This is a genomic window from Streptomyces sp. Ag109_O5-10 (genome assembly GCF_900105755.1).
Classification (GTDB): domain Bacteria; phylum Actinomycetota; class Actinomycetes; order Streptomycetales; family Streptomycetaceae; genus Streptomyces.
In genome coordinates, this window is the sequence record NZ_FNTQ01000001.1 from 2,431,508 (window position 1) to 2,456,566 (window position 25,059).

General features: G+C 72.0%; 20 protein-coding genes and 1 riboswitch. Of the genes, 7 read left to right on the forward strand and 13 right to left on the reverse strand.

Features of this window, described 5'->3' with window-relative positions; translation table 11 throughout:
- Positions 1–27: 27 nt before the first annotated feature.
- A complete protein-coding gene (locus BLW82_RS11165) occupies positions 28–870 on the reverse strand; it encodes a sulfurtransferase (RefSeq protein WP_093498640.1) in 843 nt (280 codons plus the stop codon).
- Between the two features lie 313 nt (positions 871–1,183).
- Here BLW82_RS11165 and BLW82_RS11170 point away from each other — a divergent pair, with 313 nt between their 5' ends.
- On the forward strand, positions 1,184–1,987 hold the full coding sequence (locus tag BLW82_RS11170; protein ID WP_093498641.1) for a VOC family protein: 804 nt from the start codon (positions 1,184–1,186) through the stop codon (positions 1,985–1,987).
- 108 nt (positions 1,988–2,095) lie between these two features.
- Here the strand turns inward: BLW82_RS11170 and BLW82_RS11175 are convergent, their stop codons facing one another.
- From BLW82_RS11175 to BLW82_RS11195, 5 genes are all read right to left on the reverse strand, one after another.
- Positions 2,096–2,857 carry an SDR family NAD(P)-dependent oxidoreductase gene (locus BLW82_RS11175; RefSeq protein WP_093498642.1) on the reverse strand — a complete coding sequence of 254 codons (762 nt, stop codon included), beginning with the start codon at positions 2,855–2,857 and terminating at the stop codon, positions 2,096–2,098.
- 56 nt (positions 2,858–2,913) lie between these two features.
- Positions 2,914–3,564 (reverse strand): thymidine kinase, encoded by a 651-nt coding sequence (locus tag BLW82_RS11180; RefSeq protein ID WP_093498643.1) that lies wholly within the window; start codon positions 3,562–3,564, stop codon positions 2,914–2,916.
- 50 nt (positions 3,565–3,614) lie between these two features.
- Complete coding sequence (locus BLW82_RS11185; RefSeq protein WP_256215753.1) at positions 3,615–4,808, reverse strand: alkaline phosphatase family protein; 1,194 nt, start codon at positions 4,806–4,808, stop codon at positions 3,615–3,617.
- On the reverse strand, positions 4,808–5,404 hold the full coding sequence (locus BLW82_RS11190) for a DUF5998 family protein (RefSeq protein WP_093498645.1): 597 nt from the start codon (positions 5,402–5,404) through the stop codon (positions 4,808–4,810). Before BLW82_RS11190 ends, BLW82_RS11185 begins: the two co-directional genes overlap by 1 nt.
- A gap of 125 nt (positions 5,405–5,529) precedes the next feature.
- A complete protein-coding gene (locus BLW82_RS11195; protein WP_093498646.1) occupies positions 5,530–8,586 on the reverse strand; it encodes a bifunctional acetate--CoA ligase family protein/GNAT family N-acetyltransferase in 3,057 nt (1,018 codons plus the stop codon).
- 176 nt (positions 8,587–8,762) lie between these two features.
- Here BLW82_RS11195 and BLW82_RS11205 point away from each other — a divergent pair, with 176 nt between their 5' ends.
- Complete coding sequence (locus BLW82_RS11205) at positions 8,763–9,044, forward strand: HPr family phosphocarrier protein (protein ID WP_007385204.1); 282 nt, start codon at positions 8,763–8,765, stop codon at positions 9,042–9,044.
- A gap of 252 nt (positions 9,045–9,296) precedes the next feature.
- On the opposite strand, the gene BLW82_RS11210 is transcribed toward BLW82_RS11205, so the two are convergent.
- From BLW82_RS11210 to BLW82_RS11225, 4 genes are all read right to left on the reverse strand, one after another.
- The gene (locus BLW82_RS11210) at positions 9,297–9,992 is read right to left on the reverse strand and encodes a GntR family transcriptional regulator (protein WP_093498647.1); all 696 of its coding nucleotides are present in this window, start codon (positions 9,990–9,992) and stop codon (positions 9,297–9,299) included.
- Positions 9,993–10,376: 384 nt separating this feature from the next.
- Positions 10,377–11,132 carry a M23 family metallopeptidase gene (locus BLW82_RS11215; protein WP_093498648.1) on the reverse strand — a complete coding sequence of 252 codons (756 nt, stop codon included), beginning with the start codon at positions 11,130–11,132 and terminating at the stop codon, positions 10,377–10,379.
- 12 nt (positions 11,133–11,144) lie between these two features.
- Positions 11,145–11,308, reverse strand: a riboswitch (cyclic di-AMP (ydaO/yuaA leader).
- A 192-nt stretch (positions 11,309–11,500) separates the two neighbouring features.
- Positions 11,501–12,889: a M16 family metallopeptidase gene (locus tag BLW82_RS11220; protein ID WP_093498649.1), complete on the reverse strand. Its 1,389-nt coding sequence runs from the start codon at positions 12,887–12,889 to the stop codon at positions 11,501–11,503.
- Positions 12,886–14,280, reverse strand: coding sequence for a M16 family metallopeptidase (locus tag BLW82_RS11225; RefSeq protein WP_093498650.1), 1,395 nt, complete (start codon positions 14,278–14,280; stop codon positions 12,886–12,888). Before BLW82_RS11225 ends, BLW82_RS11220 begins: the two co-directional genes overlap by 4 nt.
- A 301-nt stretch (positions 14,281–14,581) precedes the next feature.
- On the opposite strand from BLW82_RS11225, the gene BLW82_RS11230 reads away from it, so the two are divergent.
- Positions 14,582–17,038 carry a DNA gyrase/topoisomerase IV subunit A gene (locus BLW82_RS11230; protein WP_093498651.1) on the forward strand — a complete coding sequence of 819 codons (2,457 nt, stop codon included), beginning with the start codon at positions 14,582–14,584 and terminating at the stop codon, positions 17,036–17,038.
- Here the strand turns inward: BLW82_RS11230 and BLW82_RS11235 are convergent.
- Together BLW82_RS11235 and BLW82_RS11240 are read right to left on the reverse strand one after the other, a co-directional pair.
- On the reverse strand, positions 17,035–18,120 hold the full coding sequence (locus BLW82_RS11235) for a CobW family GTP-binding protein (RefSeq protein ID WP_093498652.1): 1,086 nt from the start codon (positions 18,118–18,120) through the stop codon (positions 17,035–17,037). The two genes, BLW82_RS11230 and BLW82_RS11235, sit on opposite strands and share 4 nt — an antisense overlap.
- Before the next feature lie 251 nt (positions 18,121–18,371).
- Positions 18,372–19,199, reverse strand: a complete 828-nt coding sequence (locus tag BLW82_RS11240; protein ID WP_256215755.1) for a helix-turn-helix domain-containing protein — start codon at positions 19,197–19,199, stop codon at positions 18,372–18,374.
- A 113-nt stretch (positions 19,200–19,312) separates the two neighbouring features.
- Between BLW82_RS11240 and BLW82_RS11245 the strand changes: the two genes are divergently transcribed.
- The 4 genes from BLW82_RS11245 to BLW82_RS11260 all read left to right on the forward strand — a co-directional run bounded on the left by BLW82_RS11245 (position 19,313) and on the right by BLW82_RS11260 (position 23,361).
- Positions 19,313–20,089 carry an alpha/beta fold hydrolase gene (locus BLW82_RS11245; protein ID WP_093498654.1) on the forward strand — a complete coding sequence of 259 codons (777 nt, stop codon included), beginning with the start codon at positions 19,313–19,315 and terminating at the stop codon, positions 20,087–20,089.
- Between the two features lie 522 nt (positions 20,090–20,611).
- Entirely contained in the window at positions 20,612–21,190 is a 579-nt protein-coding gene (locus BLW82_RS11250; RefSeq protein WP_093498655.1) for a GNAT family N-acetyltransferase, read from the forward strand.
- 216 nt (positions 21,191–21,406) lie between these two features.
- Complete coding sequence (locus BLW82_RS11255) at positions 21,407–21,706, forward strand: hypothetical protein (protein ID WP_093498656.1); 300 nt, start codon at positions 21,407–21,409, stop codon at positions 21,704–21,706.
- An 839-nt stretch (positions 21,707–22,545) separates the two neighbouring features.
- Positions 22,546–23,361, forward strand: coding sequence for an SAM-dependent methyltransferase (locus BLW82_RS11260; RefSeq protein ID WP_093498657.1), 816 nt, complete (start codon positions 22,546–22,548; stop codon positions 23,359–23,361).
- A gap of 588 nt (positions 23,362–23,949) precedes the next feature.
- Here BLW82_RS11260 and BLW82_RS11265 read toward each other — a convergent pair.
- A complete protein-coding gene (locus BLW82_RS11265) occupies positions 23,950–24,987 on the reverse strand; it encodes a sugar phosphate isomerase/epimerase family protein (protein ID WP_093498658.1) in 1,038 nt (345 codons plus the stop codon).
- Positions 24,988–25,059 lie beyond the last annotated feature (72 nt).

Here is a 25,059-nt window from a genome sequence, read left to right on the forward strand (position 1 = left end):
CGCGCGTGCCCCCTCCTTCCTGTTCCGCTACTGCGGGTCGGGGCCGACCGCCACCGGGCGGGACGGGTCGGCGGACCACTCCGACCAGGAACCGACGTACAGCGCCGCCTCGATGCCCGCGACGGCCAGCGCCAGCACCTCGTGGGCGCCGGAGACACCCGAACCGCAGTACACGCCCACCTCGGCCCCCGCCGAAGCGCCCAGGCTCTTGAACCGGTCCCGGAGTTCGGCGGCGGGCAGGAAGCGGCCGTCCGGGCCGACGTTGTCGGTGGTCGGCGCCGACACGGCACCCGGGATGTGGCCGCCGACCCGGTCGATCGGCTCCACGTCACCCCGGTACCGCTCGCCCGCGCGGGCGTCGAACAGCACACCCGAGCGGGCCAGCGCCGCCGCCCCGTCCGCGTCGAGCAACTGCCCCGCCCCCGGGGCCGGTTCGAAGTCACCCTCGGCCGGCTCGGGCACGTCAGCCGAAAGAGCGCCGGTCCAGGACGGCAACCCGCCGTCGAGGACCCGCACGTCCGGGTGACCCGTCCAGCGCAGCAGCCACCAGGCGCGTGCCGCCGCCCAGCCCTGCCCGCCGTCGTACACCACGACCGGCCGGCCCGCCGACACCCCCGCACGGCGCATCGCCGCGCCGAAGACGGCCAGGTCGGGCAGCGGATGCCGGCCGTTCTCGCCGGGTGCGGAGGCGAGTTCGCCGTCCAGGTGCACGTAGACGGCACCCGGCAGATGCCCGGCCGCGTAGGCCGCCCGGCCGTCGAAGGGCGGGGTGCCCGGCGGAGTCAGCTGCCAGCGGACGTCCAGCAGGACGGGCGGGTTCGGCCCGGTCAGGGCGTCGGCGAGTTCGCTTGCGGTGATGATGGCTTCCATGGCCCCATCCTTACGCCAGGGGTGGCCGCATCGTCCAGGTACGACTACTCTGCTCGGCCGGACGGGCTCGATCACCGGGCGTACGGGATCGGGCACGTGCTGTACAGCTGATGGACACCCGACGGCAGTCGACCGGAGACGGGCGGGAAGCAGCAGACCAGGCATCCTCGCGGCAGAGCCGCCCCACGGCCGTGGACGCGGGACGCCACGGAGGGTGCGAGCATCGGCACGGGGCGTGCCCGCGGCTGCGGCACAGCCGGTCCGGAGAGCGGAAGCGACACGGCCACCGCGAGGGGCCGAGGAGAGAGTGACGATGACCGAGGTACGGGGAGCGGCCGGCCCGAACGGCGACACGCACGCTCGGCGCGCGCCCGGCACCCCCTGCTGGGTGAGTCTGATGGTGCACGGCTTGACCGCGACCGAGGAGTTCTACGGAGCCCTGTTCGGCTGGGAGTTCGAGCCCGGGCCGCAGCAGCTCGGCCCCTATGTCCGGGCGCTGCTCGACGGGCGGGAGGTCGCGGGCATCGGGCAGCTGCCGCCGGACCTGCATCTGCCGATCGCGTGGACGCCGTACTTCGCCTCGGACGACGTGGACCTGACGGCCGAGACGGCCCGGCTGTGCGGCGGCACGGTGGGCGTCGGCCCGCTGGACGCGGCCGAGGCCGGGCGGATGGCCATCGCCTCCGACCCCTCGGGCGCGGTGTTCGGCATCTGGCAGGGATCGGCCCATCTCGGCACGACTCTGACCGGCGTCCCGGGCACACCGGTCTGGGACGAGCTGCTCACCTTCGAGACGTCGAGCGTCGCCAAGTTCTACGAGGCGGTGTTCGGTTACGAGGAGGAGCCGGTGGTCGCCGCCGCGTTCGACTACGTGACCCTGCACGTCGGGGGCCGCCCGGTGGCGGGCATCCACGGCGTCGGCCTCTCGCTGCCCCGGGACCAAGGGCCGCACTGGCTGACGTACTTCGAGGTGGCCGACGCGGACGCCACCGTGCGGGAGGTCGCCGAGCTGGGCGGGCAGGTGCTGAGGCCGGCCCGGGACAGCGCGCACGGGCGGGTCGCGGTCGTGGCGGACCCGGAGGGCGCGGTCTTCTCGGTGGTCCAGAGCCCGCGCTGAGCCGGCGCCGGTGTGGGACGGCGCGCGTCCGCCCGTCCCACACCGCGGACGCACGGGAGGGGGGGTGATCGGCCGCCGGATCAAACGGAGGGGTGATCGGCCGCCGGATCAGGTGGTGACGCCGCCGTCGACGACGAGGTCGTGTCCGACGACGAAGCTCGATTCGTCGGACGCCAGCCACAGCACCGCGTTGACGATCTCCTCCGTGGTCGCGACGCGGGCGATCGGAACCGTCGTGGCCAGCCGGGCCGCGCGATCGGCTTCGGTCTCGCCGGGGCGCAGCGACATGCCGGTGTCCGTGGCGCCGGGGCTCACCGCGTTGATGCGCACGTTGTCCTTGATGTGGTCCAGGGCGGCGACCCGGGTGAGGGTGCTCACGGCGGCCTTGGACGCGGCGTAGGCGGCCATGCCGGGGCGGCGCCCGTGGTATCCGATGTTGGACGCGGTGTTGACGATGACACCGCCGCCGTGCGCCCGCATGTGCCGGATCTCCTGCTGCATGCTGAGCAGGACGCCGTTCAGGTTGACGTCCAGCACGGACCGCCACGCCGACAGGTCCAGGTCGGCGACCGGGGTGGGCCTGCCGAAGACGCCCGCGTTGTTGTGCGCGACGTGCAGGCCGCCATGGCGCTCCACCGTGGTGCGCACCAGGCGTTCCATGTCCTCGGGCCGGGTGACGTCGGCGACGACGGCGGCGGCCGTGCCGCCGTCCGCTGCGACGAGCCGCGCGGTCTCCTCGACGGACTCCGGCCGGGCCCCGGCGGCGACCACGGTGGCACCCTCACGGGCGAAGGCCCTGGCGCTGGCGCGGCCGATACCGGCTCCGGCCCCGGTGACGACGACGACCTTGTCCTTGAAGCGGGCGGTCATGGGGGTACTCCTTCGCACCCGGCCGCCATCGGACGGCCGTAGTCAGTCGGCCGTAGTCAGTCGGAGGTCACCGGCAGGACGTCCGGCGAGAGCGCGCCTGCATGGGCGGTCGCGCTCGTCATGCGGCGGCGGTGGTGGCGCCGGCACAGCACCTCGTAGCCGACCTCCGCCGCGGGACTGCTCACGTCACCGACGACGACCTGCTCTCCCTCCACCACCATCTCGCCGCCTACCGTCCGGGCGTTGTGCGTGGCACGCGCCCCGCACCAGCACATCGCCTCCACCTGGAGCGTCTCCAGCCGGTCCGCCAGCTCGATCAGCCGCCGCGAGCCGGGGAAGAGCTTCGTGCGGAAGTCGGTGGTGATGCCGAAGGAGAAGACGTCGAGGCCCAAGTCGTCCACGACCCGCGCCAGTTGGTCGATCTGCTCGGGCTCCAGGAACTGTGCCTCGTCCACGATCAGGTAGTCGACCCTGCCGCCCTGCGAGACCCGGTCGACGACATGGGCGTACAGATCCATGCCCGGCACCGCCTCGACCGCGTCGGTCACCAGCCCGAGCCGCGACGAGAGCTTCCCCTCCCCCGCCCGGTCGTCCCGGGTGAAGATCAGACCCTGCAGCCCCCTCGCCGACCGGTTGTGCGCGATCTGCAGCGCCAGCGTCGACTTCCCGCAGTCCATCGTTCCGGAGAAGAACACCAGCTCGGGCATGGGGAGTTGAACACCTTTCGGTCAGTGGTGGGGACAGCGGGGGCAGGGTGTCAGGAGCGTACTTCGAGCAGCGGCACGAGCTGCTCGGCGGGAGTCATCGAGCCGTGGTTGCCGACCATCGCCGACTCCTTGGGCTCCCGCTCCGAGGCGATGATCAGGACGTCGTCGTGTGCGGCCGCGACCACGTCGCCGATCCGGGCGTACACCCGCTCCGCGAACCGGTCCTGCGGGCCGAACCAGCCGGCCGCGATCGCCTCGTCCCGGGAGGCCACCCAGAACTGCTCGCCGAGCACCTCGCGCCAGCAGGTCAGGACGTCGTTCGCGGCGCCGGGCACCGCGTAGACGTGCCGGGCCCTGCCCTCGCCGCCGAGCAGGGCGACGCCCGCCCTGAGCTCCCAGTCCTCGTCGAAGTCGATGCGGTGCTGTTCGTCGAACGGGATGTCGACCATGCCGTGGTCGGCGGTGACGTACAGAGCGCTGCGCGCCGGGAGTTGTTCGGCGAGCCGCTGCACCAGCCGGTCGACGTGCATGAGCTGGCCGCGCCAGGTGTCGGAGTCCACGCCGTAGCGGTGCCCGGCGCCGTCCAGTTCGGCGTAGTACGTGTAGACCAGGGAGCGGTCTCCGGCGGCGAGCTGCTCCGCCGCGAGGTCCATGCGCTCCTCGCCGGTCAGCCGCCCGTGAAACGTTCCGCCGCTGAGCGCGACCTTGGTGAGCGGGGTGTGCTCGAAGTGCGGGGAGGACACCTGGGCGGCGTGCACGCCGGCGTCCTGGGCCAGCTGGAAGACGGTGGGGTACGGCTGCCAGGCGACCGGGTCGGTCCAGGGCTGCCAGCGGAGCTGGTTCATCAGCTCCTGGGTCTGCGGGTTGCGGACGGTGTAGCCGGGCAGGCCGTGCGCGCCCGGCGGCAGGCCGGTGCCGACGGAGGCGAGGGAGGTCGCGGTGGTCGCCGGGTAGCCGGCGGTGAGGGGCCGTCCGGTGCCGCCGCGCGAGCTGCCGAGCAGCGAGGTGAGGAAGGGCGCCTCGTCCGGGTGCCCCTTGATCTGCTCCCATCCCAGACCGTCGATCAGGAAGACGCAGTTGCGGTCGGCGGGCGTCAGCTCCGTGATCGAGGCGGTCATTCCGGGTACGGCCATGCCCGCGGCCAGGGTGGGCAGCAGGTCGGCGAGGGAACCGCTGCCGTACTGGGGCAGCGGGGCGGATCCGAGGGCGAGGGGTTCGGGATGGTCCCAGGCGGCGTACGCCATCAGCGGGTGACGTCCGCGGTCGCCTCGGAGATGGCCTGCGCGAAGGCGAGCGCCTGGCGCACCGTCTCCGGGCCGTCCCCGGCCTCGCTGACCCGCAGGCTGAGGTCGTCCGCCGTGGAGTTGCCGGTGTAGCCGTGGTCCGCCTCGCAGTTGGGGTCGCCGCAGGCGGCGGGCTCCAGGTCGATGCGGGAGACGGCGCCCCAGCCGATGGTCAGCACGATCTCGCGGGGCAGGGTGCCCGGCGTGTACTGCTCCGGGTTAGCCACGACCCGGCTCACCACCACGGACGAGATCCGGCCGAGCTTGACCGACTCGGTGGAGGTGGTCGCGTACGGCGTCGGGGAGGTGCTGTCGGCGGCCTGCTCGTCGGTGTGGCTGACGATGAAGCGGTTGCCCGTGAGGACGAGCACGGTCACGTGCCGCCGCACCTCGTTCTGGTCGAACGTCGTCTCCTGGTGGACCAGGTACGACCGGATCGGCTCGCCGCCGATGGCGGCCTCCACCGCCTCGGCCACGAGGGCCGGGTAGTAGCCGCTGCGCTCGATCGCGACACGCAGCCCCTGGGTCGTCGTACTGGTCTTGGCCATGGCGTCCATCCTAATCCGTGGGCAAGGGGACCCGGGCCAGTCGTGCGCGGCCGCGTCCGGCGCCACCGTGGTCGCTCGCGGCGCCGTCGAACGGCGCCGGAGCGTGCGGGCGTTCGTGCCGACGGGCGGGCGGGTCAGTAGGCGGGCAGGGTGCGCGGGCCCAGATCGTCGCGGGCCGGCGGTGGGGCGAGACGCACGGTGGCGCCCAGCACGCTCACGCCCTGCCGGGCGACCACGACCGGTTCCAGGGTGACCGCGACGACCTCGGGGTGGTCGTCCACCAGCCGGGAGACCCTGAGCAGCAGCTCCTCCAGGGCGGGCGTGTCGACGGGGGCCGAGCCGCGCCAGCCGAACAGCAGGGGCGCGGTCCGGATCGAGCGCACCAGTGAGGTGGCGTCCCGGTCGGTGACCGGAACCAGCCGGTGCGCCATGTCCCCGAGCAGCTGCGAGGCGGCCCCGGCGAGGCCGAAGGACACCACGGCTCCGGCGGCGGGGTCGATCACGGCCCGTACGACGGTGTCCACGCCCCGGGGCGCCAGCCGCTGCACCACCGGCCGCAGCTCCTCGGGCGGCCCGAACAGCTCGCGCAACTCGTCGTACGCCCGGCGCAGTTGCTCCTCGTCCGCCAGGTCGAGCCGCACACCGCCCAGGTCGGCGCGGTGCCGCAGGTGGGGGGCGGTCGCCTTGAGGGCGACGGGGTAGCCGAGGGCGCGGGCGGCGTCGACGGCGGCATCGGGAGTGGGGGCGGCCAGGGCACGGTGCACGTCGATGCCGTACCTGCCGAGGAGCCGGCAGGTCTCCTCGGCGCCGATGGTGAGCCCCTGGCCGCGTTCGAGCAGCCCTCCGATCAGCTCGGCGGCGCCCCGCTCGTCGATGTCGTCGTACTCGGGCACCTTCCCGGGATCGGCGGCCTCCCGCTGCCACTGCGCGTACTTCACCGCCTCGGCCAGCGCCCGAACGGCCCGCTCGGCGGCGGGGTAGGCGGGGATGAGCCGGGAATGGGGGCGGGGGGTCCGGGAGGTCTCGGGGATCTCGGGGGCGAAGGGCTTCGGAGACCGCGGCGGCGCGACCGACGGCCCCACCGCTTCCGCGGCCCGTGCGCTCTCCCCGGCCTTCGCGATCCCCGCGTGCTCCGCGGCCTCCGTGGTCTTCGCGATCTCCACCGCTTCAGCGATCTCCGCGGGCTCCGCGGCCTGCACCGCTTGCGCGGCCTCCGCGGTGGGCAGGCGTTCCGCAGGGCGGAACGGGTGGGCACCGCCACCAGTGCCGGGTGCCGGTGCACCCCCACCAGTGCCGGGTGCCGGTGCACCCCCGTGCGGTGCGGTACGGCCCGCGGCCGAAAGCGCCTCCGCAAGCCCTCCGAGTTCCACGTGCACCACGAGAACCGGCTTGCCCGGAACCTCTTCGGCCGCCGACCTGAGCGCCTCCCCCAGCTCCGCGTCCCCCACCGCCCCCTCCCCGATCGTCGGGATGGCCGTGACGACCACCGCGTCGCACGAGTCGTCGGCCAGCGCCCGCGACAGCGCCCGGTGGAAGTCCGCGGCACTCGCCCGCGTCGTCAGGTCCAGCGGCCGGGCCGGCCGCAGCCCCTCGGCCAGGCACCGGTCGTACGTCAGCAGCCCGAGCGACTCGGAGTTGCCGAGGATCGCCACCCGCGGCCCCGCCGGCAGCGGCTGCCTGGCGAGCAGCAGCCCCGCGTCGACCAGTTCGGTGATCGTGTCGACGCGGATCACCCCGGCCTGCCTGAGCAGCGCGGACACCGTGGCGCGCGGCAGCCGCGTCGCCCGGACCGCGTGGCCCGGCGGCGCCTGCCCCGAGCCCTGCACCACGACGAGCGGCTTCGCCGCCCCCGTCCGCCGCGCGAGGCGGGTGAACTTGCGCGGGTTGCCGATGGACTCCAGGTACATGAGGACGACGTCCGTCTCGGGGTCGTCGTACCAGTACTGCAGGACGTCGTTGCCGGAGACGTCCGCGCGGTTGCCGGAGGAGACGAAGGTGGAGACGCCGGTGGTGCCGGTGACGCCGCCGCCGCGCCGGTGCAGCCGGGAGAGCAGGGCGATGCCGATGGCACCGGACTGGGCGAACAGGCCGATGCGGCCGGGGCGGGGCATCTCGGGTGCGAGAGAGGCGTTCAGCCGGACGCCGTCCGCGGTGTTGATGATGCCGAAGGCGTTGGGGCCGATGATGCGCATGCCGTAGGTGCGGGCCTGCCGGACGAGCGCGCGCTGGCGCTCGCGGCCGTCGGGGCCGCTCTCCGCGTAGCCCGCGGCGAGGACGACGAGTCCCTGGACGCCGTGCTCGCCGCACTCGGTGACGACCTCGGGGACGTGCTCGGCGGGAACCGCGACCACCGCGAGGTCGACGGGCCCGTCGATGTCCCGCACGGAGCGGTGCGCCGGCACCCCGTCGACCTCCTTGAGGTCGTCGGGGAAGGCCCGGTTCACGGCGTGCAGGCGGCCGGTGAAGCCGGCGTCCCGCACGTTGCCCAGGACGCTGCGGCCGACCCCGCCGGGTGTGCGGCCGACGCCGATCACGGCCACGGACCCCGGTGCCAGCAGCCGTCGTACCGAACGGGCCTCCGCGCGCTGCTCGCGGGCGCGCTGCACGGCGAGGGAGCGGTCGGTGGGCTTCAGGTCGAACTCCAGGCGGACGACACCGTCCTCGAAGCTGCGCTTCTGGGTGTAGCCCGCGTCCATGAACACCTTGATCATCTTGGTGTTGGCGGGCAGCACCTCGGCGGCGAAGCGGCGGATCCCGCGCTCGCGCGCGACGGCCGCGATGTGCTCGAGGAGGGCGGAGGCGACGCCCCGGCCCTGGTGGGCGTCCTGGACGAGGAAGGCGACTTCGGCCTCGTCGGCGGGGGCGGAGGCGGGCGTCCCGTCGGCGCCAATGCGGTCATAGCGTACGGTTGCGATGAACTCGCCGCCGACGGTGGCCGCGAGTCCCACCCTGTCCACAAAGTCGTGGTGCGTGAAGCGGTGGACGTCCTTGGCGGAGAGCCTGGGGTAGGGCGCGAAGAAGCGGTAGTACTTCGACTCGTCCGAGACCTGCTCGTAGAAGCTGACCAGGCGCTCGGCGTCATCGACGGTGATGGGCCGGACGCGCGCGGTACCCCCGTCGCGCAGCACCACGTCAGCCTCCCAGTGGGACGGGTACTCGTGCCGGTCCTGCGGGTCCGCCGGGGTCTGCATGGGCCCCAGAGTACGGCTCGCGTCCGACAACGGCGCGAGGCAGTCTGTGGAGGACGGACGTCGGACCGAGGCCGCGGTCCGACGACACACCCGAAGGGGCCCACGCCCCCTCCGGGCATGCTTCACGATATGGGAAACTGGTCTAGACAACCCTGAACACCGAAGGGCAGCATCACATGGCTGAGCGCCGCGTCAACGTCGGCTGGGCCGAGGGCCTCCACGCCCGCCCCGCTTCCATCTTCGTCCGGGCCGCCACGGCCGCAGGTATCCCGGTGACGATCGCCAAGGCCGACGGCAACCCCGTCAACGCGGCCTCCATGCTGGCTGTCCTGGGGCTGGGCGCCCAGGGCGGCGAGGAGATCGTCCTCGCCTCCGACGCCGAGGGCGCGGACGCCGCCCTCGACCGCCTGGCCAAGCTGGTCGCCGAGGGCCTCGAGGAGCTCCCCGAGACCGTCTGAGCGACCCGCGCCCGCACGTCCGGGGCCGCGCCACTCCCATGGGGGGTCGGCGCGGCCCCGCCGTTTCCCCGCCGCCCATACGGAACCGCACCCGGATTTACGACGATCCCGCCCGGGAGTTCACGGAAACCCGGCACCCGACTTTACCGCGAGCATACGGAACGAGCGCGCCCGCGAATTTCCGGCACGCTCGAATTCGGGCAGCGGAAATACGCCCCGCCGAATAACACCTCTTTGTATACGGCGCGCGTGTTAATGCCGCAGGCCCGACATGTTTACGGGATGTTGCGAAGTCCTCACACCGTTCGCCCGTTCGGTGGCGCCGGGAAATCGCAGCCGGTGGGAGACCGTCGAGCGTTCGGTGTGCAGGGCCGTGATCGCCCGGGCGCGGTCGCCGTCCCCCCGCGCCACCGCGTCCACGATGGCGCCGTGCTCGGCCCAGGACTCCACGGGGTTGGCGGGCGTCTCCACGGTGTACATCCAGGCGATCTTGTGGCGCAGCTGGGTGAGCGTCGAGGTCAGGGCGTGGCTGCCGGAGGCCTGCGCGAGGGTCTCGTGGAACCAGCCGCCGAGGGAGCGCAGGTCCTCGCTGTTGCCCCGCCGGGCCCGCTCCTGCCCCAGCCTGACCAGCCCGCGCAGCACCTTGAGGTGGGCCTCGGTGCGGCGCTGGGCGGCCCGGGAGGCGCCGAGCGGCTCCAGGAGCATGCGCATCTCCAGCAGGTCGGCGGCCTCCTGCTCGGTCGGTTCGGCCACGCACGCGCCCGCGTGCCGACGCGTCACCACGAAGCCCTCGGCCTCCAGGGTGCGCAGGGCCTCACGGACGGGGACGCGCGAGACCCCGTAACGACGGGCCAGGAGTTCCTCGGTGAGCCGGCTGCCCCGCTCGTAGACACCCGCGACGATGTCGTCCCGGATCGCCGTGCATACCGAGTGCGCCGGAATACGCATGTCCGACCTCCGCCTTAATCCCACTGAAACGCCGCCGAGTGGCGTCCGTTCCGTGACTCTATTGCAATGAGCGGGAATTTCCGAAGGGGGGCCGGAATCCAGGGATATATTTTGGACAGGAGTGGCACGAAAACGACGAAAGCCCCGGCACATGGCCGGGGCTCCGGAAGATCTCACGGGTTGCTTCCGCAGTGCTCTCCCCGGTTCGCCTCGGTGGTCGACTGCCGGCGCGCTGGGGGGTTGCTCGCGCGGTTCCCCGCGCCCCTGAAGGGGCGCTGTGCGTGACGCCCCTGCAAGGGGCGCGGGGACCCTCGCGAGCACCCACGACGCACCCGTACCCCTCGCACACGGCGCAACCACGTCGGCCTCGGCGCGACGCCTCCGTCAGACGCTGACGCCGTGCTTGCGGAGGTAGGCGACCGGGTCGACGTCGGAGCCGTACTCGGGGGTCGTGCGGGCCTCGAAGTGGAGGTGGGGACCGGTCGTGTTGCCGGTCGCACCGGAGAGGCCGATCTGCTGGCCCGGGGTGACCTGCTGCCCCACCGAGACGCCGATGGACGAGAGGTGACCGTACTGGGTGTACATGCCGTCGGCCATCTTGATGACGATCTCGTTGCCGTACGCCCCGCCCCAGCCGGTGGAGACGACCGTGCCGGTGCCGACCGCGTGCACGGCCGTGCCGCTCGCGGCGTGGAAGTCGATACCGGTGTGGGCGCCGGAGGACCACAGGGAGCCGCCGGTCTTGTAGCCGGTGGAGACGTAGGAGTCGCTGATCGGCGCGACGAAGGTGTTGAGGCGCTTGCGCTCGGCCTCGCGGGCGGCGCGTGCCTTGGCCGCGCGCTCCTTCTCGGCCTGCTCCGCGGCCTTCTTCCGGGCGGCCTCCTCGGCCGCCTTGCGCTCGGCGACCGCCTTCTGGGCGGCGGCCTGGGCGTCGATCTGCTCGGCGACGGAGTCGCTGATCGTGATGACCGGGGTGAGGCCGGTCTGCTCCACGGAGTTCTCGGCGGCGAGCGCCGGGGCGGCGGAGACGGTGCCGATGACACCCGTGGTGGTGAGGGCCGCGATACCGGCGGCCTGCGCGGTGGTGCGCTTCACCCGGCCGGGACGACGGTGCTTCCCGGAGGCGCACATGAACGCCATGTAGAGGCTGGTCCTTTCCTTCCCTCTCGCCTACCGGGTTAGCTGACGGGTTCGGAGCAGGAAGGTCTCCTACGGGCCCCCTCGCGACACGCGCGGGCGCCCGATTCACCCCAGGGACTGCGTGGGTCCCCGGCTCCCCTGGCTCGCGCCGTACGGGGACTCGGCGATGGCTGTCCGGTGCCGCGGACGCGGCGCGATGCCTGACGGACAGCCCGGAAGAACCTACGAGGGCCTGCCTTCAATGCTCAAACGGATCACCGTTTTTGTCGCGCATCCCACAGGGCAGACAGGCAACCTCCGCCCCAATTCGGACATTCCAGAGCCCTGGTGACCGGGTGGTCACCAGGGCTCCGCACGCGCGCGTGCCGCTACTCGGCGGCGACGACCGTGACTTCGCCGATCCCGAGCGCCTCCACGGGCTCCTTGATCTGCGCCGCGTCCCCGACGAGGACCGTCACCAGACGGTCCACCGGGAAGGCGTTCACGACCGCCGCGGTGGCCTCCACGGTGCCGGTAGCGGCCAGTTGCCGGTACAGCGTGGCCTGGAAGTCGTCGGGCAGGTACTGCTCGACCTGGTCGGCCAGGGTGCCCGCGACGGCCGCCGCCGTCTCGTACTTGAGCGGCGCCACCCCGACGAGGTTCTGCACGGCCACGTCACGCTCGGCGTCCGTGAGGCCCCCGGCCGCGAGCGTGCGCAGCACCGTCCACAGGTCCGACAGGGCCGGGCCGGTGTTCGGGGTGTCCACGGAGCCGCTGATGGCGAGCATCGAGGCGCCGGTGCCGTCGGGGGCGGACCGCAGGACCTGCCCGAAGGAACGGACGCCGTAGGTGTAGCCCTTCTCCTCGCGCAGGACGCGGTCCAGGCGGGAGGTGAGGGTGCCGCCCAGGCAGTAGGTGCCGAGCACCTGGGCGGGCCAGACCCGGTCGTGCCGGTCGGGGCCGACGCGGCCGATGAGCAGCTGGGTCTGGACGGCGCCGGGGCGGTCCACGATGACGACCCGGCCGGTGTCGTCGGCCGTCACCGCCGGGACCGGGCGGGGCTGCGCGGTGGAGCCGCGCCAGGCGCCCAGGGTCTCGCCGAGCAGCTCGTCCAGGTCGATGCCGGTCAGGTCGCCGACGACGACCGCGGTGGCCGTGGCGGGACGCACGTGCCGGTCGTAGAAGGCGCGGACGGCGGCCGCGTCGATCTTCTCGACGGTGTCCTCGGTGCCCTGGCGCGGCCGGGACATCCGTGCGGTAGACGGGAACAGCTCCTTGTAGAGCTCCTTGGCGGCGCGGCGGCTGGGGTTGGCCAGCTCGTGCGGGATCTCGTCGAGGCGGTTGCGGACCAGCCGCTCGACCTCGCTCTCGGCGAAGGCGGGCGCCCGCAGGGCGTCGGAGAGCAGCCCGAGCCCCTTGGCGAGCCGGGAGGCTGGGACCTCCAGGCTGATCCGGACGCCGGGGTGGTCGGCGTGCGCGTCGAGGGTGGCGCCGGCCCGCTCCAGCTCGGCGGCGTACTCCTCGGCGGAGTGCTTGTCGGTGCCCTCGGAGAAGGCCCGCGCCATGATGGTGGCGACGCCGTCCAGGCCGGCCGGCTCGGCGTCCAGGGGCGCGTCCAGGAGCACCTCGACGGCGACGACCTGCTGGCCGGGGCGGTGGCAGCGCAGCACGGTCAGGCCGTTGTCCAGGGTGCCGCGCTCGGGGGCCGGGAAGGCCCAGGGCTTTGCCTCGCCCGGCTGCGGCTGGGGGTGGAAGTCCATGGTGGCGAGCTCGGTCACTTGGCCGTCTCCTCGTTGTTGTCGCCGGCTTCTACCGTGGCCTCGGCCTCGGGGTCCTCGGGTACGTCGGCGTCCTCGACCGTCTCCGGGGACTTCGGTTCGTAGACGAGTACCGCGCGGTTGTCGGGCCGCAGACGGGCCTTGGCGACCTCCTGGACCTCTTCCGGGGTGATCTGGAGGACGCGCTCGACGGCGGTCAGGGCGAGCTGCGGGTCGCCGAACAGGACGGCGAAGCGGCACAGTTCGTCCGCGCGGCCGGCGACGGTGCCCAGCCGGTCCAGCCACTCGCGCTCCAGCTGGGCCTGGGCGCGCTCCATCTCCTCGGGCGTCGGGCCCTGTTCGGCGAACCGGGCGAGCTCCTCGTCGATGGCGGCCTCAATGACCGGTACCTCGACGTCACCGGAGGTCTTCACGTCCAGCCAGCCGAGCGAGGGCGCCCCGGCGAGCCGCAGCAGGCCGAAGCCGGCCGCTACGGCGGTACGGTCGCGCCGTACCAGGCGGTTGTAGAGGCGAGAGGACTCGCCGCCGCCGAGGACGGTGAGGGCCAGGTCGGCCGCGTCGGACGCGCGCGTGCCGTCCTCCGGGAGCCGGTAGGCGGCCATCAGCGCCCGCGCGGGGACCTCCTCGACGACGACCTCGCGCAGCTGCTCGCCGATGACCTCGGGCAGCGAGCCGTCGCGCGGGGCGGGCTTGCCGTCGTGCGCCGGGATGGAACCGAAGTACTTCTCGATCCAGGCGAGGGTCTGCTCCGGGTCGATGTCGCCGACCACGGAGAGCACCGCGTTGTTGGGCGCGTAGTAGGTGCGGAAGAACGCGCGCGCGTCCTCCAGGGTGGCCGCGTCCAGGTCCGCCATCGAGCCGATCGGCGTGTGGTGGTAGGGGTGGCCCTCCGGATAGGCGAGCGCGGTCAGCTTCTCGAAAGCCGTGCCGTAGGGGACGTTGTCGTAGCGCTGGCGGCGCTCGTTCTTGACGACGTCCCGCTGGTTCTCCATCGACTCGTCGTCCAGGGCGGCGAGCAGCGAGCCCATGCGGTCGGCCTCCAGCCAGAGCGCGAGCTCCAGCTGGTGGGCGGGCATGGTCTCGAAGTAGTTGGTGCGCTCGAAGCTCGTGGTGCCGTTGAGCGAGCCGCCGGCGCCCTGGACGAGCTCGAAGTGGCCGTTGCCCTTCACCTGCGCGGAGCCCTGGAACATCAGGTGCTCGAAAAGGTGAGCCAGGCCGGTGCGCCCCTTGACTTCGTGCCGGGAACCGACGTCGTACCAGAGGCAGACCGCCGCGACCGGGGTCAGGTGGTCCTCGGAGAGCACCACGCGCAGACCGTTGGCCAAGCGGTGCTCGGTCGCTGCCAGGCCTCCGGAGCCTGTCTCGGCCGTGGTCGTGTGACCCATGGGCATGTACGTCCCTTCGCTCGCGGAAGCGGTCCCGAACCGCGGTTTTTCTACCGGTCCTGCCACTGTATGCAAGCGTGCGGGAGCCGGGCGAAGTTCCCGCACGACGTACGCCCACAGCGGATCGCGCGAGTGGATCGCGTAGCCTGCGTCCGACCCGCCTCGAATGTCTCCGGGCCGCGCTCCGGGCGGCCCACCGGTACCGGGGCGGGCCGCGGAGACCGGGTCCTGGCCCGGGTTGTCAGTGCCGCGGTCCACAATGGTCCGCGTCAGATCCCGTTCACGCATGAGCAAGGAGCCGGCAGCGATGGCCCGCCGCAGCACGAAGACCCCGCCGCCCGACGACTCGTTCGAGGAGAGGATCCTCGACATCGACGTCGTGGACGAGATGCGCGGCTCCTACCTCGAGTACGCGTACTCGGTCATCTACTCGCGCGCCCTGCCGGACGCCCGCGACGGCCTCAAGCCGGTGCACCGCCGGATCGTCTACCAGATGAACGAGATGGGTGTGCGCCCCGACCGCGCCTACGTGAAGTGCGCGCGCGTGGTCGGCGAGGTGATGGGCAAGCTGCACCCGCACGGCGACTCGTCGATCTACGACGCGCTGGTGCGCATGGCCCAGCCGTTCTCGATGCGGGTCCCGCTGGTCGACGGCCACGGCAACTTCGGCTCGCTGGGCAACGACGACCCGCCGGCCGCCATGCGGTACACCGAGTGCCGGATGGCCGAGGCGACCAGCCTGATGACCGAGTCGATCGACGAGGACACGGTCGACTTCGCGCCCAACTACGACGGCCAGGAGCAGGAGCCGGTCGCGCTGCCCGCCGCGTTCCCGAACCTGCTGGTGAACGGCTCGTCGGGGATCGCCGTCGGCATGGCGACGAACATGCCGCCGCACAACCTCGGCGAGGTGATCGCGGCCGCCCGGCACCTGATCCGCTACCCGAACGCGGACCTGGACGCGCTGATGAAGCACGTCCCCGGCCCCGACCTGCCCACCGGCGGCCGGATCGTCGGCCTCGAGGGCGTCCGGGACGCCTACGAGACGGGCCGCGGCACCTTCAAGATCCGGGCGACGGTGGCGGTGGAGACGGTGACGGCCCGCCGCAAGGGCCTGGTCATCACCGAACTGCCCTTCACGGTCGGCCCCGAGAAGGTCATCGCCAAGATCAAGGATCTGGTCAACGCCAAGAAGCTGCAGGGCATCGCCGACGTCAAGGACCTCACCGACCGCGAGCACGGGCTGCGCCTGGTCGTCGAGATCAAGAACGGCTTCGTGCCGGAGGCGGTCCTGGAGCAGCTCTACAAGCTGACGCCGATGGAGGAGTCCTTCGGCATCAACAACGTGGCCCTGGTGGACGGCCAGCCGCTCACCCTCGGCCTCAAGGAGCTGCTCGAGGTCTACCTGGACCACCGCTTCGACGTGGTCCGCCGGCGCAGCGAGTTCCGCCGCGGCAAGCGCCGCGACCGGCTGCACCTGGTGGAGGGTCTGCTCACCGCCCTCGTCGACATCGACGAGGTCATCCGGCTGATCCGCTCCAGCGAGAACAGCGCGCAGGCCAAGGAGCGCCTGATCGAGCGCTTCTCGCTGTCGGACGTCCAGACGCAGTACATCCTGGACACGCCCCTGCGCCGTCTGACCAAGTACGACCGCATCGAGCTGGAGTCGGAGAAGGAGAGGCTCACCGCGGAGATCGCCGAGCTGACCCGGATCCTGGACTCGGACGCGGAGCTGCGCAAGCTGGTCTCGGCCGAACTGGCCGCGGTGTCCAAGAAGTTCGGCACCGAGCGGCGCACCGTCCTGCTGGAGGCCTCGGGCGCCCCGGCGGCCGTGGTGGACCTCCAGGTGGCCGACGACCCGTGCCGGGTGCTGCTGTCCTCGACGGGCCTGCTCGCCCGCACCATGAACGGCGAGCCGTTCGCGGAGGACTCCGACGGCAGGCGCGCCAAGCACGACGTCATCGTCTCGGCGGTCCCCGCGACCGCGCGCGGTGAGATCGGCGCGGTCACCTCGGCGGGCCGGCTGCTGCGCGTCAACGTCGTCGACCTCCCCCAGCTCCCGGAGACGGCGACCGCGCCGAACCTGGCCGGCGGCGCCCCGCTCTCCGAGTTCCTCTCCCTGGAGGACGGCGAGTCGGTGGTCTGCCTGACCACCCTGGACGAGTCCTCGCCGGGTCTCGCCCTCGGCACCGAGCAGGGCGTGGTCAAGCGCGTGGTCCCCGACTACCCGTCCAACAAGGACGAGTTGGAGGTCATCACCCTCAAGGAGGGCGACCGGATCGTCGGCGCGATGGAGCTGCGCACCGGCGAGGAGGACCTGGTCTTCATCACCGACGACGCGCAGCTGCTGCGCTACCAGGCCTCCCAGGTGCGCCCGCAGGGCCGTCCGGCGGGCGGCATGGCCGGCATCAAGCTCACCGAGGGCGCGAAGGTCATCTCCTTCACGGCCGTCGACCCGGCCGCCGACGCCGTGGTCTTCACGGTGGCCGGCTCGCGCGGCACCCTCGACGACTCGGTGCAGACGACGGCCAAGCTGACGCCGTTCGACCAGTACCCCCGCAAGGGCCGGGCCACCGGCGGCGTGCGCTGCCAGCGGTTCCTGAAGGGCGAGGACTGCCTGTCCTTCGCCTGGGCGGGCCCGGTCCCGGCGAAGGCCGCGCAGAAGAACGGCACCCCGGTCGACCTCCCGGAGATCGACCCGCGCCGCGACGGCTCCGGCGTGTCGCTGGCGAAGACGGTGTCGGTGGTGGCGGGCCCGGTCTAGGCCTCGTACCCGTCGCCGTCGGGGCCGTCCGCCAGGCCCTGGACGTAGCGCAGGACGCCCCACATGCCGTGTTCGTCGGCGTGTGGGGCGTCGTTCGTGCACGCCTCCAGCTCCTTGCGGAGCGCGGTCGCGTCGATGCCGGAGCCGATGAGCACGAGCTGCGTGAGCCGTTCCTCGCCGCCTCCCCAGGCCTCCGGATAGAACCGCAGGAACCGGCCCACGGCATGCACGGCGTACCGGTTGCCGGTGTCGTGCGGCCCGAAGTCGACGTATCCCTTGATCCGGTAGAGCCCCTCGGGACGGCTGTCGAGGAAGGCCATCAGCCGACGGGGGTCGAGGGGCAGCGTGGTGGCGAAGGACAGGGTGTCGTAGGCGGTGTGCAGATGCCCCCCGTGCGCGCCGCCGTCCGCGCCGCCGTCGTGATGGTCGTGCAGGTCGTCGAAGGACAGTTGCCCGATGCGCTCCTCCCTGGGCCGGCAGTCGAACAGGAACTCGGGGTCGACACGGCCGTAGGTCGCGGGGACGACGGCGGCCCCGCGGTCGCTGAGCGACCGCACCAGTCCGAGGACGCGCTCGCCGCCCTCCGCGGCCCGGTCGAGCTTGTTGACGACGACCAGGTCGGCGAGGGCGAGGTGCCGGTCGATCTCGGGGTGCCGGGCGCGGGTGTCGTCGAACTCGGCGGCGTCGACGACCTCGACGAGGCCGCCGTAGACGATGCCGGGGTGCTCGCTGGCGAGCAGCATCCGGACGAGTTCCCGGGGTTCGGCGAGACCGCTGGCCTCGATGACGATCACGTCGACGCCGGTGCCGGGGCCCGCGAGCCGCTCCAGGTAGACGTCCAGTTCACTGGCGTCGACGGCGCAGCACAGGCACCCGTTGCCGAGGGAGACGGTCGAGTCGCCGAGGGCGCCGGCCACGGCCATCGCGTCGATCTCGATGGCCCCGAAGTCGTTGACGATCGCCCCGATCCGGCTGCCTCCGCTGCGGTGCAGCAGGTGGTTGAGGAGCGTGGTCTTCCCGGACCCCAGGAATCCGGCGAGGACGACGACCGGGATCTGCCGGGAGGTGGGGTGGTGCTCCAACGGGGGGCCTCTTTCGCGCGGGTGCGGGTGGCGGGCCGGTCCAGGATAGGAAATCCCGCCGGACCGGCACCGCGCCCCGTTCCGGCTACGCGGTGACGGCGCCTGCCGCCTCCGGCTGCGGTCCCACGTACCGTGCCACCGGCCCGACGGCGCCAAGGTGGCGAGGCGGCGAGGCGGGTACGGAGTGTCGGCGATCATGGCTGTGACACTCCGTGATGGTGGGCGGGAGTGCCGTTCTCGAGTGCACCGCCTCACTCGACGGCTGCCGTCGCCTTCCACGCGCCCGGGCGCACGCCTGTCGACTTGTGGAAGAACACCGAGAAGTTGGATGCGTCGGGGAAGCCGAGCGTGGCGGCGCAGGCGGCCGCGGTGAGGCGGTCGTGCGCGAGGAGCCGTTTGGCCTCCAGGATGATCCGGTCGACGATGTACGCCTTCGCGGTGCGGCCCGTGGCCTGCTGCACGGCTCGGGAGAGGGTGCGGGGCGCGTATCCCAGAGCACGGGCGTAGTAGCCGGCGTCGTGATGGTTACGGAAGTGCGTCTCGACGCTGGAGCGGAACAACCGGAACACCGGATGTGCGAACCGCGCTTCGGCGTGCGGGGGCCGCAGCCGGGCGATGAGCGCGGAAAGCAGGATTTCGGGCAGCTCCGTGGAGAAGTCCTCGGGTGGGGCGGACGCTTCGAGGAGGAGATGGTTGCGCGCGGTGTCGACGAACAGCCAGTCGGCGTCGGGGATGCTCCAGTGCGCGGCCAGGTCCGGGGAGGCGACAAGCTGCCGGGTGGCGTGGGTGACCGGCGCTGTCGGCACGAACAGTACGAGGTGCCCCGCCACATCGCCGATGTCGTCCCACCGGTGCACCGCTCCGGGTGGAATCCACACCGCGGACCGCTCCGTGAGCGGGTGGTGGAGGAAGTCCACCGTGGCCGAGCCGCGTCCGGCGTCGATGACGGCGAGGACGTGGAAGTCGGCGCGCTGGGTGCCGCCGTCGTTCAGCTCGCGAAGGCGGTCGAACGTCATGGTCTCGACCGCGGCGGCACGGCGCCCTGCGGGCTGGTAGGTCATCTGCCGGATCACGGTCACGTGTCCAGTTTTCACCATCGGGCGACCAGTCACGCCGATGCCCCGTCAAGGTGCGGAACTTCTAATGGACTCAAAGGACAATCGCTCAGAACACCGATGGGGACAAGACCAGCATGAGCATGACGCAGCAGACGCTTCTGCCCGTTTACGACCACCGGACGGGGACCGGACCGACCCTGGTGTTCCTGCACTACTGGGGTGGTTCCGCCCGTACCTGGGACCTCGTTGTCGACCGCCTCGCGGGCCGTGACGTGGTCACGGCCGACTTCCGCGGGTGGAGCCGGTCGAGCGCTCTGCCCGGCCCCTACACGCTCGGTCAGCTCGCCGACGACACGCTCGCCGTGCTCGGCGACGCGGGGGTCACCGACTACGTCCTGGTGGGGCATTCGATGGGGGGCAAGGTCGCACAGCTGGTCGCGGCCACCCGGCCCGCCGGCCTGCGTGGCATCGTCCTGGTCGGCTCCGGCCCGGCGAAGCCCGCCGCACAGATCACACCCGAGTACCAGGAAGCCCTGTCGCACGCCTACGACTCCGCCGATTCCGTAGCCGGGGCACGGGACCACATCCTCACCGCCACCGAGCTGCCCGCATCGGTCAAGGCGCAGATCGTGACCGATGCGCGGACCGTCACCGACGCCGCCCGCGCCGAGTGGCCGCTGCGCGGCATCGCGCAGGACATCACCGAGCAGACGCGCCTGGTCAGCGTTCCCGCCCTCGTCGTCGCCGGAGAGAACGATCAGGTCGAACCCGTCGACGTGCTCCGCGACAACCTGGTGCCCTACCTCTCCCAGGCCGACTTCGTGGTGATCCCGCACGCCGGTCACCTGATCCCGCTGGAAGCCCCGTCCGACCTTGTCGAGGCCATCACGGCCTTCGCACCAGCGGCCTGACCACGACATCGCCGGTAATTCCGCCCTGGACATGCTTCAGGCCATGGCCCGCGGCGAACGCGACCCGGGGTGCTGACCGGTCTGGACGCCATCCCGGGCCCCGCGCCCTCTCAGTCTGCGATCACCGCCGCTCCCCGACTCGCTGCGGGAGCGCGACCGCGGAACGACGAGGCCGGGAATCCGACGGTTCCATGCCGGTCGCCGCGGCGGCCGGCACAGGGTGTCGCCGTCGGGACAGTGAGTGCGGCCGCAGCAGAACGTCGATCACCGAGGCGAGCATGCGTGCGCGCACACGCCGTCCCAGCGTGGTCGGCACAGTGGTCACCGCGACGGCGAGGCCTGCCGGCACACCGGCGTCGGCGGTCGCGGAGCAACGGCGAGGCGAGCGAGAGAGAGGTTCGGGTCCTCGGCGGTGGCCGTGAAGGCGGCCGTGCCACGCCGCTCCTCCGGCACCCCGCCCGGTGACGGACGCGGCCCGATAACTCCCTGGACCGTCCGCCCCGTCTCGGCCATGATCCTCACGTGATCACCTACCTGGAGTCCGAGCGCCTGATCCTGCGCCCCTTCGCCGCCGCGGACGCGGACCTGCTGATCGAGCTGGACAGCGACCCGGCGGTGATGCGCTACCTGACCGGCGGCGCTCCGACCCCGCCGGAGGAGGTCCGCGACCTCGTCATCCCCAGCATCCTCGCCGGCTACGAGCGTTGGGATCACGACCTCGGCCTGTTCGCCGCGCACGAGAAGGACGGCGGCGCGTTCGTCGGCTGGTTCTGCCTGCGCCCGCTGCGCAGCGGCCCGCGTGAGGAGGCCGAGCTCGGCTACCGCCTGCGCCGGGCGGCCTGGGGACGGGGCTACGCCACGGAGGTCTCGCGGGCGCTGCTGGCGAAGGGGTTCGCCGAGCTCGGCATGCGCATGGTCTGGGCCGAGACGATGACCGTGAACCGCCCTTCGCGCAACGTCATGGAGAAGCTCGGGATGACGCTCGCGGGGAGCATCCCCACGCCGGACGACATGATGGCGGTTGAGGGTTCCGAACACGGGGGTGTGCGGTACGAGATCACGAAGGAGCAGTGGGAGCGGCGTCAGGCGCAGGCGGTGTGAGACGCGGCGCGGCGGCGATCACCGGCGAACGGCGCTTCCGCATCGTGCGCCGGCAGGTCACCAGACCCTGGCCTCGCCGGGCGCACTTGGGTTCATCGCGTCCGACCGCAACCACTTCGTCCTCGCCGGCAAGTTCAGCGTCGGCACGGAACAGCAGGCGGACGTCTCCAAGACGGGCAACAACCGCAAGAACATGATCCGTTCGGTGAGGTCTCCATGGCCTGGATCCGGGAGCGCGGCGCGCTCTCCGTCACACCGTTCGTTCCGCTCATAGGCCCCCGCACCACCCGTCACCTCGACGACTACCTCGGCTCTCTCGAAGTGGCGCTCACCGACGAGCAGTACACCCGCCTGCCCGAAGTCAGTGCCGTCCCCCTCGGCGTCCCGCACGAGTTCAACGAGGGCAACCGCGCCCGGCTCCTCGGCGTCCCGCACGAGTCCAACGGGGGCAACCGCGCCCGACTCCTCGGCGGCGATTCGTACCTCGCCGTCCAGGGGCCGGCGCCCGTTGCCTGAGGCCGTCCCGGAACCCACCCGTGCCCGGTGGCGGTTGGCGCCCGTACAGGCGGCCTCCGGGCAGGCTCCAGGCTTTCGTCAACCCAGGTTCACCCGTAGGGATTGCCGCCGTGCCACGACCTGCCGTGGCCCGCGTGCCTGCCGTAGCGTTCTGGTACTGCGCCTGCCGGGGAAGCGCGGCAGGCCGTACCGGGGAGAGGACGGCGTCGGGGTGGTCGGAGATGAGCGGAGCGGCGCGCTCGTGCGGGGCCGGCCGACTGTGTCCTCCAGGCGGCTGCGAAAGCGGCGCCCCGGCATCCGGGCCTCCGCCCCGCCGTCAGGCACCCCTGAGGCGTGCTCGGTCCTGCGGTGTGGCGGGTCAGAGCGACAGGACGCGAACGAGCTGGTGCTGGCGGAAGGCGACCATCACCGTTCCTCTCGGCGCGGCCGGTCTCGCACCCGTTCCGGGCAGTGACAGGCTGCGCCTTCGCCCTGATAATTTCAGCAACGCGGTTATCACCTTGGTGACGACGTCAAGTCGTCACGCGGGTAGGGTCGTTGGCAGCTCCCCAGGAGGTTGGGCGTGACTGATCCCCGTTCCAGCAGCAACGCACCAGCGGCCGTTCGTGAGATGCGCGGACGTCGACTGCGGTGCGTGCGGCTCGCGTCGTCTGGCCTGGGACAGGGGATACGAAGCGCTTGTGCGGCGGAGCGGACTGCGGGCCGTCCACCGCGACGAGCCTGCTCGTCGGCGACCGTTGCGCCGTGGCCGCAAAGTGACGGGCGGTGAACGGCAGGGAGTGCAGCGGGGCCCATTCCTGGCCTGCGGGCTGAAGACATACACGCACGAAGGGGAGAACATGACCACCAGCCAGGCCGGCCGAGAACTCGACACGAGCAAGGCGCACTCGGCCCGGATGTACGACTACTTCCTGGGCGGGAAGGACCACTTCGAGATAGACAAGGAAGCGGCCCTGGTCGCCGCCACCGCCCACCCCGGCATCTACGTGACAGCCCGCGAGAACCGGGCGTTCATGCACCGTGCCACCCGCGTCCTGGCGCAGGAGCACGGCATCCGCCAGTGGCTCGACATCGGCACGGGCATCCCGACCGAACCGAACCTGCACCAGGTCGCCCAGTCCGTCGCGACCGACGCCCGCGTCGTGTACGCCGACAACGACCCCCTCGTCCTGAAGTACGCCGAACGCCTCATGCGCAGCACGAAGCAGGGACGTACGGCCTACGTCGAGGCCGACGTCCGAGACCCCGACGCGCTGATGGCCGCCGTACAGGACGCGGACGTCCTGGACTTCGACCAGCCCATCGTGCTCTCCCTCAACGCGCTCATGCACTTCATCACCGACCCGCACGACCCGTACGCCATCATCCGCCGGCTGCTCGACCCGCTTCCGGCCGGCAGCGCCCTCGCGATGAACCACTGCACGCCTGACTTCGATCCCGATACCTGGAACAAGGTCGCGGAGGTCTACACCAAGTCCGGGGCACCCGTGCAATTCCGTTCCCACAGCGACGTACGCCGTTTCTTCGACGGACTCGACCTGATCGAGCCCGGCATCGTGTGCTGCCACCGCTGGCGGCCCGCCAAACCGGCCGACGGTACGGAGCCCACGGACGCCCAGATCAGTCTGCTGGCGGGCGTAGGCATCAAGCGCTAGTGCTGGATTCCTCAAACGGGGTAGCCGTACTGGCGGCGTAGGACGCGGTTTGGCGGTGTGGGTCTTCCCCGTACCCGGGGCCGGGCCCACGCGTCGAGCTGGGCTGTTGCCAAACGAGTGAGGCGGGTGGCCCGGTCGATCTCGGACGGTTCGGCGGAGGATCGGCCCGCGACGGCGGCCGCAGGCCAGGCGGCCGCCCACCGGCCTTCGACGCCGAGTCATATCGGCAACGCAACGCGGTCGAGCGATGCATCGACCAGCTGAAGCAGTGGCGCGGCCCGGCCATGCGAACGGACAGACCCGCCGTCGACTACCTGTTCCCAGCCGGGGGTGTTCCACCCGGCGCTGTGAGGCGGCGCAGCGCCCAGCCCATGCCGTTGACCACGGCAAGCCCGGCGTCCGGATGGGCGGCCTGGGCCTGTTCCCGCTGCTGGTCCACGCGGTGAGCAGGCCGAGGATCCCGGCGGCGCACGTGCGCTCGGCCGGGCAGCCGGTCTCCTCCACCTCAGCCAGACACCGGACCGGGAAGCCGGCGAAGCCCGCGTGACGCTCGCTCCCCCAAGGTCGTCTGCCCCCCGCCCGGCGCGCTCACTGGTTGCTGAAGGCCGAGTCGAAGGACGCCTTGGGCAGCGGCCACAGGGCGGAGCGGATCCGGCCGACGGCCTCGGCCGCGCCGTGCAGTCGGTCCATGCCCGCGTCCTCCCACTCCACCGAGACGGGGCCCTCGTAGCCGATGGCGGCCAGGGCACGGAAGGCGTCCTCCCAGGGCATGTCCCCGTGGCCGACGGAGACGAAGTCCCAGCGCCGGCGCGGGTCGCCCCAGGGCAGGTGGGAGCCGAGGATCCCGGCACGTCCCGACGGCGGCCGCAGGCGGGTGTCCTTGCAGTCGACGTGGTAGATGCGGTCGGCGAAGTCCGTGATGAAGCCGACGGGGTCGACCCCCTGCCAGATCATGTGCGAGGGGTCCCAGTTGAAGCCGAAAGCGGGGCGGCGGCCGATCGCTTCGAGGGTGCGCTCGCTGGTCCAGTAGTCGTAGGCGATCTCGGACGGGTGGACCTCGTGGGCGAAGCGCACGCCCTCGGCGTCGAAGACGTCGAGGATCGGGTTCCAGCGGCGCGCGAAGTCCTCGTACCCCTCGTCGATCACCGCCTGGGAGACCGGTGGGAACATCGCGACGTACTTCCAGATCTTCGATCCGGTGAACCCGACGACGGTGTCGGCGCCGAGCCTGCGGGCGACGCGGGCGGCGCGCTTCATGTCCTCGGCCGCGCGCTGCCGGACGCCCTCCGGGTCGCCGTCGCCCCAGATCTCCGGGCGCAGGATGGCCTGGTGGCGGAAGTCGATCGGGTCGTCACAGACGGCCTGGCCGCCGAGGTGGTGGGAGATCGCCCAGACCTTCAGCCCGTGGCGCTCGAGGATCGCCTGCCGGTGGGGCAGGTAGTCGGGATCGGCCTCGGCACGGGCCAGGTCCAGGTGGTCGCCGGAGGCCGCGATCTCCAGTCCGTCGTAGCCCCACTCGCTCGCCAGCCGCGCCACCTCCTCGAACGGCAGATCCGCCCACTGACCGGTGAAGAGGGTGACCGGCTGCCGGGCCGGTTCCCGGCTCTGTGCCTGGCTCTGGTTCATGTGCGGCCTCCTTGGCGTTCCCGCCACTTTAGCTTACGGTGAGCAAAAGTCGACCTTGCGGGAATCGTTGCT